10 protein-coding genes and 1 tRNA gene are annotated in these 8497 nt (G+C 61.5%); 1 reads left to right on the top strand and 10 read right to left on the bottom strand.

What is annotated here, in order from left to right; translation table 11 throughout:
* Positions 1-213, top strand: a 213-nt coding sequence (locus ABYO54_RS10565; RefSeq protein ID WP_372808213.1) for a hypothetical protein, incomplete at its 5' end; no start/stop codon positions are given.
* A gap of 510 nt (positions 214-723) precedes the next feature.
* On the opposite strand, the gene kdsA is transcribed toward ABYO54_RS10565, so the two are convergent.
* From kdsA to ABYO54_RS10515, 10 genes are all read right to left on the bottom strand, one after another.
* A complete protein-coding gene (kdsA, locus tag ABYO54_RS10560) occupies positions 724-1539 on the bottom strand; it encodes a 3-deoxy-8-phosphooctulonate synthase (RefSeq protein WP_372808212.1) in 816 nt (271 codons plus the stop codon).
* 117 nt (positions 1540-1656) lie between these two features.
* The gene (gene tnpA, locus ABYO54_RS10555) at positions 1657-2103 is read right to left on the bottom strand and encodes an IS200/IS605 family transposase (RefSeq protein WP_372808211.1); all 447 of its coding nucleotides are present in this window, start codon (positions 2101-2103) and stop codon (positions 1657-1659) included.
* Between the two features lie 40 nt (positions 2104-2143).
* The gene (gene kdsB, locus ABYO54_RS10550) at positions 2144-2890 is read right to left on the bottom strand and encodes a 3-deoxy-manno-octulosonate cytidylyltransferase (RefSeq protein WP_372808210.1); all 747 of its coding nucleotides are present in this window, start codon (positions 2888-2890) and stop codon (positions 2144-2146) included.
* A complete protein-coding gene (rfaE1, locus tag ABYO54_RS10545; protein ID WP_372808209.1) occupies positions 2887-3909 on the bottom strand; it encodes a D-glycero-beta-D-manno-heptose-7-phosphate kinase in 1023 nt (340 codons plus the stop codon). Before rfaE1 ends, kdsB begins: the two co-directional genes overlap by 4 nt.
* 5 nt (positions 3910-3914) lie before the next feature.
* Positions 3915-4670, bottom strand: coding sequence for a DUF3108 domain-containing protein (locus tag ABYO54_RS10540; RefSeq protein WP_372808208.1), 756 nt, complete (start codon positions 4668-4670; stop codon positions 3915-3917).
* Between the two features lie 11 nt (positions 4671-4681).
* Positions 4682-5149 (bottom strand): cytidine/deoxycytidylate deaminase family protein, encoded by a 468-nt coding sequence (locus ABYO54_RS10535; RefSeq protein WP_372808207.1) that lies wholly within the window; start codon positions 5147-5149, stop codon positions 4682-4684.
* Between the two features lie 124 nt (positions 5150-5273).
* Positions 5274-5350 (bottom strand) — tRNA-Met (locus ABYO54_RS10530).
* Positions 5351-5420: 70 nt separating this feature from the next.
* Positions 5421-6782: a UDP-N-acetylmuramate--L-alanine ligase gene (locus ABYO54_RS10525; RefSeq protein ID WP_372808206.1), complete on the bottom strand. Its 1362-nt coding sequence runs from the start codon at positions 6780-6782 to the stop codon at positions 5421-5423.
* Between the two features lie 4 nt (positions 6783-6786).
* On the bottom strand, positions 6787-7881 hold the full coding sequence (murG, locus tag ABYO54_RS10520) for an undecaprenyldiphospho-muramoylpentapeptide beta-N-acetylglucosaminyltransferase (protein WP_372808205.1): 1095 nt from the start codon (positions 7879-7881) through the stop codon (positions 6787-6789).
* A gap of 105 nt (positions 7882-7986) precedes the next feature.
* The coding region (locus tag ABYO54_RS10515; RefSeq protein WP_372808204.1) for an MnhB domain-containing protein at positions 7987-8497 on the bottom strand (511 nt) is incomplete at its 5' end.

Here is an 8497-nt window from a genome sequence, read left to right as displayed (position 1 = left end):
TCGTCCTACGCCTACGACGAAGACAACCGCCTCGTGGCCGTTGCCCTCGATTCGGAAGCCGACACCCACGCCTTCGCCTACGACTACCGCTCGCGGCGCTACTACCGCAGCACGCCTGCGTCTTCGCCGGCGGCCTTTCCATTCAGGAACATCCCGTGGCGTCCGCGGGAAGGGAACTTCGCGCAACACAGGGAGCGAATGGTATCGCCGTAGAGCCGCCGCTACGAGGTGGCTTTAACCTCGAAAAGCAAATGCGCACGGAATGTCTCAACAGAACGTAAAAGTCGCAAAGGAGGAAGCTCTTCACCTTACGAACTTGGTGGTTGAACGTATAGAACCCGCCCTTACCCCCAATGGCTCTTGGTAAAGGATTGTAGGGCGTGAATGGTCGAGTCTGCGAGACCTTCCCGCCTCTGTCGCGCTATCCCAAAAGAATCGATGAAACCACGGACGAAGCCCTGCTTGAAAAGCGGGAGCGATTGAGGGCGATTACTAGATTCCGGGACTGACCCCTCGGGTGATGACCCCTCGGGTGATGACCCCTCGGGTGATGACCCCTCGGGTGATGACCCCTCGGGTGACTGACCCCTCGGGTGACTGACCCCTCGGGTGACGAACCCCGGTATGGAAACCGGGGCCACGTAGCGCCGGATTCCGATCCGGTGTCTTTCGCCAGCCTTCTCGCCGAGTTCGTGCTCGGCGAAGGCATGGGCGGCGGGGCGGCTATTTGATTTTGTCGATGGCATCGAGCTTTTTCCAGAGCTTGGAAAGGTCGGCCAGCGGAATCATGTTGGGTCCGTCGGAGAGGGCCTCGGTGGGATTCGGATGCGTTTCGATGAACATGCCGTCCACGCCGACCGCCGCCGCGGCTTTCGCGAGGTAGGGGGCGAAGCGCCCGTCGCCGCCGGAGGTGTCGCCTTGTCCGCCGGGCGACTGCACGGAATGGGTGGCGTCGAAGATGACCGGGTAGCCCATTTCGGCCATGATGATCAGGCTGCGCATGTCGGCCACCAGCGTGTTGTAGCCGAAGGAGGCGCCGCGTTCGGTCAGCATGATTTTCGTGTTGCCGGTGGCCTCGATTTTTTTGACGACGTTCTTCATGTCCCACGGGGCGGCGAACTGGGCCTTCTTCACGTTGACGACCGCTCCGCTTTCGCCAGCCGCGACCACGATGTCGGTCTGGCGGATCAGGAAGGCGGGCAGCTGGATGATGTCCACCATCTTCGAGGCAATCTTGATCTCCTCGACGGAGTGCACGTCGGTCAGCACGGGCACGTTGTATTTCTCTTTGATTTCCGCAAGGATTTCCAGGCCCGCCTCGATGCCGGGGCCGCGATAGGAATTGATCGAGGTGCGGTTGGCCTTGTCGTACGACGCCTTGAACACTAACGGGATGTTTTGCTTCTTCGAGAGTTGAACCAGTTTTTCGGCGATCGCCATGCAGCCTTCGCGGCTCTCGATCACGCAGGGGCCCGCAATCATCGCCAGCGGATTTTTGCCGCCAAATTTAACACCTTTAACATTAATTGTTTTTGCCATGTCGTCATTCCTGTTGGGCAACCCCGTTGGGGTTTGTTTTCTTTGCATTCCGTACCACGGGTTGAAAGCCGTGGAATCCGGCGGGAAAATAACAGACCCCGGAGGGCTCTCCCAAGATCATTCGAAATATTCCACGTCGTATTCGATGCCCGATTCGGCCAGCAGGCGTCTCAGTTCATCGGGCGAGGATTCCGTTTCATGATGCCGCTCTTGGTTCATGATATATTGCACGACGTGCTCCTTGGCGTCCGGCGAGCAGGTGAACGCGCCGTAGCCGCTTTGCCAATAACCAAAGTCCGGGAAGATGTTTTCCGATTTGATCCAGCTCGACGTCGCGGTTTTGATTTCCTTCACTAGATCCGCCAGGGCGACGGCGGGGTGCAGGGAGCAGAGCAGATGAACGTGGTCCGCCGCGCCGCCAATGCCGTAGAGATGGCCGTCGCGTTTTTGAACTATGTCGCCGATGTAGCGGTACAGCTCTCCGAGCTTTTGCTTCTCCAAAACCGGTTCCCTGTTTTTCGTGGAAAAGACGATGTGGTATAGAATCTGTGTGTAGGTCGACATGATCGTATGGGCTATCCCGCAAGGCGTTGGGGTTGAGTATTCACCGGTTCGCCAGCAGCGCCTCGGCCTTGGCGACGTCTTCCGGCGTATCGACGCCGATGCCGAAATCCTGCGTTTGGATCACCTTCATGCGGCACCCCATGTCGAGCGCGCGGAGTTGTTCGAGTTTTTCCAGGTTTTCCAGTTCGCAGGGCGGTTCGGCGACCAGTCGGAGCAGGTAGTCGCGGCGGTAGGCGTAGATGCCGATATGCCGCCAATAGATGCCCGGTTCGGGTTCCCCGCGCGGCTCGCGGATGTGCGGAATGGAGGCGCGTGAAAAGTAGAGTGCCTGCCCGTGGCGATTGAAGACCGCCTTGACCACGGAGGGGTCGCCGATCTGGTCCTCGTCGGTAATGGGCGTGGCGGCGGTGGCCATGTCCCACTCGCCGGAGGCGATCACGTCCGCCAACTCGTCGATCAGTGCCGGATCGATCAACGGTTCGTCGCCCTGCACGTTGATGATCGCATCGACCGCCAAGTCCTGTACGGCTTCGGCAATGCGGTCGGTGCCCGACGGATGGTCGGGGCGGGTCATGGCCACTTTCACGTTTTCCAGGCCGAGGCCGTTCACGCATTCGGCGATGCGTTCGTCGTCCGTCGCCACGATCACGGCGTCGAGCTTTTTGGCCTGCAGCACGCGTTCGACCACCCACTGCACCATCGGTTTGCCCGAGATCATGGCCAAGCTCTTGCCCGGAAACCGGGTCGATCCCCAGCGCGATGGAATAACGCCTACGATTTTGCTCATCGGATTTCCTCCTTGTGGGCGGTCATATAGTCGATCAGTTCCTGCTGGGTGCAGGTGGCGGTGCCGAGTTTGCCCACAACGACGCCGGCGGCGAAGTTGGCGAGTTCGGCGGCTTCGAGATAGGTGGCGCCGCAGGCGAGGGCGAGGACGTAGGTGGCAATCACGGTATCGCCCGCGCCGCTGACATCGAACACCTCGCGAGCGCGGGTGGGGATGTGCTGCGGGTTGGCGCCTTCGTTGAACAGCAGCATGCCGTGTGGCCCGAGGGTGATGAGGGTGTTGCGCGCTTTCCATTTTGCGTCGAGGATGCGGCCGACTTCGAGCAGGGCTTCGTCTTCGAGCGGATTGTTGCAAGGCTTGCCTTCGGCCACGCCGGCGGAGCCGAACGCTTCCTTGCGGTTGGGGGTGACGACCGAGACGCCTTCCATCTTGAGGATGTGGTCGTCCTTCGGGTCGTAGCCGACGGGAATCCCTCGCGTTGCGGCGGCGGCAAGCACGGTGTCGACCACGGCTTGCTGGACGGAGCCTTTGCCGTAGTCTTCGATGATGACGCCGTCGGCCCCGGCGATTTCCGTTTCGATCAGTTGGCAGAAGCGGGCCATTTCGCTCGCGGAGACGCGAAGGTATTCCTCGCGATCGACGCGCACGACCTGTTGGCGTTCGGCGACGATGCGGGTTTTCACGCAGGTCGGATGGTTCTCGGTGTCGATGACGGCGTTGAGAGCAACGCCGCTTTCGCGGAGCTGGCCCTTGAGTTCGGCCCCGACGACGTCTTGGCCGACGATACCCGCCATGGCGGCCTTGCCGCCGAGCGCGAGCAGGTTGGAGGCCACGTTGCAGGCGCCGCCAGGCATCGCTTTCTCGTGCGAAACATGGACCACCGGAACCGGGGCTTCGGGCGAGATGCGCGATACGCTGCCATAAACAAAGCGATCCATCATTAGATCGCCCACCACCAGGATCTGTTTGTTCTTCGCGTGGCACAGCAATTCCTGCGCACGTTGTACGGTTATCTTCATGTCGTCTATTCGCTCCTCACCCAAAAATCGTCGCCCGGTCCCGATACCGATTGCAGTTTCACGTTGATCTTGCCGACGGGCACCTTGGCTTCTATGCATGTAACCATACGGCGGTTTTGCTTTGAAACCCAAAAGAAGATTTTCCCCTGCCGCAGGAACAGGCCGTCGAATTCGGCGAGCGGCTCGATCTCGGTGCATTCGACCTTGCCGTACTCGGGGAGATGGAGGCCCTTGGTGCGGTGGAGCTCGAGGCCGAGTTCATAGATCTTGCCCTCGACATAGAGTTCGTGGATTTCGTTCGCCAGTGATTGGAGGGGTTGGTTCCGGACCGAGTAGAGGAACGTCAGGATATCGCGGGTGTTTTCGTGGATGGCCACCGTATTGGTCGTGTTGGAGATGCGGTCGATGAAGACGGCCTGCTTGTTGGCGTGGTCGAAGCGCGTGAAGTGGCTCTTGCGGATGCTGCCTTCGTTCAACTTGAAATCGAGCGAGACCGGCAAGGAGGTGGCGGGGTCGACCATCACTTCGGTGGCGTCGTCCACCTGGTAGATATGCGTATAGGCCTTGTAGGTTTGCGAGACCTGCCGGATGCGGATCAGCCCGTTCGTGGCGTCGATGGAGGTCGTCGACCATGCCAGCGGAATGCCCATCCACGAAACCTTGTATTCCGCGGTTTCGCCGGGGATGAAGCTGGTTGGGTGGGTTGACGCCGTTGACGCCAACGCCAGGCCGCAGACAATGATGGTCGCCGTTGATTTCACTGCCGATGGTCCTATTTTCGCTTGAACTGCCGGCAGAGAATCCCGGCCGTGGCGAACAGGTCGCGCGCCTGTTCGGTGAAGTGGTATTCGGTTTCGTAGACCACTTCCTTGATGCCCGCATTGATGATCATCTTCGTGCACATCAGGCAGGGGCTGAGCGTACAGTAGAGCAGGCCGTTGCGCACGCTGATGCCGTGGTAGGCGGCCTGGACGATCGCGTTTTCCTCCGCATGCGCGCAGATGCATTCGCCGAGCCCCTCGCCCGACGGCGCATTCGATGCGCAGCGCGGGCAACCGCCTTCGTAGCAGTTGGCGATTCCGCGCGGGGTGCCGTTGTAGCCCGTGGAGATGATCCGCTTGTCGCGCACGATCAGGGCGGCCACCTTGCGGCGGGAGCAGTTTCCACGCTTGGATACCACGTGGGCGATGTCCATGAAATATTCGTCCCAGTCCGGCCGCTTGTTTGTTTCTTCAGTCATGGGCGAACCATACGGTCGCAATCGTTGCGGTTCAAGCGGCATATCTTGCGGTGGAGGCGGATCTTTCGCTTCGGGGCGCGGGGGCAACAAAAAACCCCCCTCTAAAAGAAGAGGGGGGTTGAATTGGTGGCTAAGGTGAGACTTGAACTCACGACCTATGGATTATGATTCCACCGCTCTGACCAACTGAGCTACTCAGCCTTTTGTTTAAAAGAGGTGCAGAAGATAGATAAACCCCTCGGCCTTGGCAAGGCCAATTCTGCGTTTTTTTTCACTCCGGTAAAATACGCGGTTCGGCGGCGGAATTTTCGGCGGAAACGGGGGCGGGGGAGGGCGCGTTCCGGTCCTCGGGCCGCCATGTTCTGGCGGAGTTGGCGAGTTGTTCGATGTCGCCCGCGCCAATAATCAAGAGCAAGTCGCCGGGGCATAATTGCTTGCGGATGGCCTCCCACGCCGACGCGATGTCGGGAGCGGCGTGCAAACGCCCGTCCCAATGGCGGGGGAAGCGCGCGGCCAGGTCGGCGGAGGTACCGCCCGCGAGCGGTTGCTCCGAAGCGGCATAGACGGGCACGAGCCAGAGCTGCTCCAGGCCTTCGAAGCTGGGCGGAAAGTCGTTGCCGAGCGCCCGCGTGCGCGTGTAGCGGTGCGGCTGGAAAATGCCCAGCAACCGTTGCGGCTTCAGCTCCTGCGCGGTTTGGATGAGCGCGGCGATCTCGGTCGGATGGTGGGCGTAGTCGGAAACGATGCGGATGCCCGCGCCCTCGAAGACGGGCTCGAAGCGCCGCGCAATGGGCCGAACCCCGGCCAGGGCCCGCTCGATTTCCGCCTCCGGCTTCCAGACAGACGCAACCACTTTAACCGCAGCGGCGTTGAGCTGGTTGTGCCTGCCGGGCAACGGCAACTTGAAGGGCCGCGAAGGAAAGGTGTAGGGAACGCATTTTGCTATGCCCGTGCAGACGCGGGACGCGATCGGGTCTTCGGCGCAGTAGTAGACCGCTTTCTTCGTTTGCCGGATGAGTTGCTCGAAGCAACCGATGAATGCGGCCTCGGAAGCGTGGTGTTCCATGTGGTCGTATTCGATATTGGTGATCACGGCATAGTCGGGGGAATAGCCGGCGACGGTGCCGTCCGATTCGTCGGCCTCGACCACCATGATTTCGGCGTCGCGGGCGACGACGCCTTCGAGGCCCGCGATTTCGCCGCCGACGCAGAATCCGCAATCGAGCACCTGGGCGATCATGGCGGTGGTGGTGGTTTTACCATGCGTTCCGCTTACGGCGATGCAGGTGCGGTCGCGCATCAAGGCGGGAAGCACCTCGCCGCGGCGCGAAACGGGGATGCCGCGCTCGCGTGCGCGGCGAACTTCGGGGTGGGAATCGGGTACGGCGGTGGAGCGGACGAGCCAGTCGACCTGGCCGGAGACGTGGGCGCCGTCGTGCCCCGCGAAAATATCGATATCGTTTTTCGAGAGCCAGCCGGTCTGCCGGTTTTGCTGCAGGTCGCAGCCGGAGACGGTGAAGCCGCGCTGCTTGAGCAACCAGGCGACTCCGGCCATGCCGATGCCGCCGATGCCCATGAGATGGACGTGGCCGCCGCGCTGAATCAGTTGTTCGGCAAGGGCTACCGGATCCATTTCCCTATGCCCCGGCAATCTTTTCCAGCAGGTTGGCGAGCCGTGCGGCGGCATCGGACTGGCCGCGTTTTTTCATGGCGGTGGCCATGCGCCCGAGCCGCGCGGGTTTTTCGGAAACGCTGAGCAGGTAGTCGCGCAGCCAGCTGGCGGAAAGGTCTTCCTGCGAGACGACGTCGGCGGCGCCGGCATCCTGCAGAATGCGGGCGTTGCTCATCTGGTGGTTGCGGATGGCGTGCGGGTAGGGCACCAGCAAGGCCGGCACCCCGAACGCCGCCAGTTCGGCGCAGGTGGCGGCGCCCGAGCGGCAAATCGCGAGATCGGTGCTGAGATAGAGGTTTTCCATGTGCTGCACGAACTGATGGACCCGGGCTTTTGAGCCCAGCGGGGCATAGGCGGACTCGACCGACGCGGAGTTCTGCAACCCGGCGATATGGTCGACTTCGACCTTCATCCCTTTTTCCGCGGCGGCGGCGATGGCTTTGGGGACGGTTTCGTTGAGCGCCTGCGCTCCGCGGCTGCCGCCGACCACCAGGATGCGCATCGGCGCATCGGCGGCTCGTTCCGCGCGCGGTTTGGCACTGGCGAGTTCCAGCTCCTTGCGCAGCGGCATGCCCGTGGTGACGAGGTTGTGGTGCTTGAGATAGTAGCCGGTTTTTTCGAAGCTCACCGCAATGGTGTCGGCCTTGCGGGCCAGCAAAGAAACGGCGCGCCCGGGAATCAGGTTGGCTTCGTGCAGGACATAGGGGATGCCGAGTTTGGTGGCCGCTTTGACGGGGCCATAGGAGGCGTAGCTGCCCATGGCCAAAACGGCGTCCGGCTTCTCCTGGCGCATGGCGCCAAGGGCGAGGCGATAGGCCTTGCGCAACTTGACGATCGTTTGCAGGCTCTTCAGCGACAGGCCGAACTGGAAGCCCTCCGCCGGAATGGTGACCACCTTGCCCGGCCAGGCCTTCACGGCGTCGTGCTCGATGTCTTTTCCGGCCAGCCAAAGCGTAACCTCATGACCCCGAAGCGCCAGCTCGTTGGCCGTCGCCAGTCCCGGAAAGATGTGGCCGCCCGTGCCGCCGCAGGCCACGCCGAATTTTAGTTTTTTCCCCATGTAACAACCCTTCGAATAAAGTGGGGTTTCTAGCACGGAGCCCCCCGGTTGACACGCCAATTCATGGATGAATGCGAAACGGCGCGGCGGCGGGCCGCAGTGGGGCTAAAGCAGCCCGCGGTGCCGGATGAAGAGAAGTACGATGGTCCAGGAGCCGATTGCCACTTTGGAGGCGATCAGGATGTTGAGCAGAACAATCGCCGCCACGCTGATCGGTTGGCCGGCGAGCTGCGCGTCGGGAACGCATAGAAAGGCGACCGCAACCAGGAGGATCAGCAGAACGATGGCTTTTTCGACGGTGGCAATGTGGCGGCGCTGATAAAAGTCGTAAAGCGCGTGGACGTTGCCGGTCAGCGCAACCAAACCAATGGCCGATCCCCCGGCCACGCCGGCGGCAAACCCGCCGCCGGGCGCGAGGTGCCCGCGCAGGGCGAGCTCGAGAAAAATCAGGGCCGAAACCATGGCCGCGATGCGCGCAAGGATCACCATGGTGGGATCGTTGATGTGGAAAATGTCGCCTTCCGTGCTATGAAACGAGAAGGCATATTGGACCCCCAGCACGGCCAGCGTGAAAACAAAGACCTCGAAAATGGTGTCGTAAAGGCGGTTGCGCAGG

The sequence above is a fragment of the Pontiella sp. genome, assembly GCF_041622395.1.
Lineage (GTDB): Bacteria > Verrucomicrobiota > Kiritimatiellia > Kiritimatiellales > Pontiellaceae > Pontiella.
This window is presented reverse-complemented; position numbering and strand designations above follow the sequence as displayed.